Source organism: Winogradskyella rapida (assembly GCF_042675845.1).
Lineage (GTDB): Bacteria > Bacteroidota > Bacteroidia > Flavobacteriales > Flavobacteriaceae > Winogradskyella > Winogradskyella rapida.
Genome location: NZ_JBHTKM010000038.1, coordinates 1 through 681, shown reverse-complemented (window position 1 = coordinate 681; position 681 = coordinate 1). Strand labels below are relative to the sequence as shown.

The following is a 681-nucleotide window of genomic DNA, read 5'->3' as shown; positions in this document are numbered from 1 at the left end:
AACGTGTTTGTGTATGGTTAGTTGCGTGGTTTAGCGACTAAGTTAGCAAACTTTAACGAACCCGTGAAAATTCCGCAGGAATATTCGCAAGTAGAGAAGAACAAAGCAATTAATTATACACGGTGTTGGCAAATCGTATTTATAAAACTAATTCTAACACTATTATCTTTCTAACTAATTCATTATTCAAGTCAGCTTCTTTTAAGGCTAAATCACAAAATTGTTTTTTATCAATAATTCCTTTTTGGTCAGAAAATCGCTCAAAAAATCCGCCGAATTTTCTAATATAGTTGATTGTCTGAATATATTTTCCATTATAATGATTCACATATTTCAGGTTCATTATTTTATTTACAAGTGAATCTTTATCCGTTGTAGAATCTATTTTAATGTAATGTCTGTCGTACTCATAAATTGTTTTTTCAGGACTACTGAGCATTAAATTTTTCTTTCTCAATTTAATATACGGTCGATTTACATCAAGAAATATTAAGGAATCTTCTTCTACTTTATCAAACGTACTGTTCGGTAAAATCCAAACTGAATCTGGATGATAATACATTTCTTTTTCTAATTGGCTTGAATTAAATTTCTCTGTTATTTTTTTTGGTAAAGGCACCCAATTTTCGAGGCTATCATTTTTATAATCAATCAAGAATTTTTTGTAAGATTCATTTAGTT

1 protein-coding gene is annotated in these 681 nt (G+C 28.9%); it reads right to left on the bottom strand.

The features are described 5' to 3' along the window. Positions 1-139: 139 nt before the first annotated feature. On the bottom strand, positions 140-681 hold a 542-nt coding region (locus tag ACFQ13_RS06120; RefSeq protein ID WP_386115241.1), incomplete at its 5' end, for a hypothetical protein.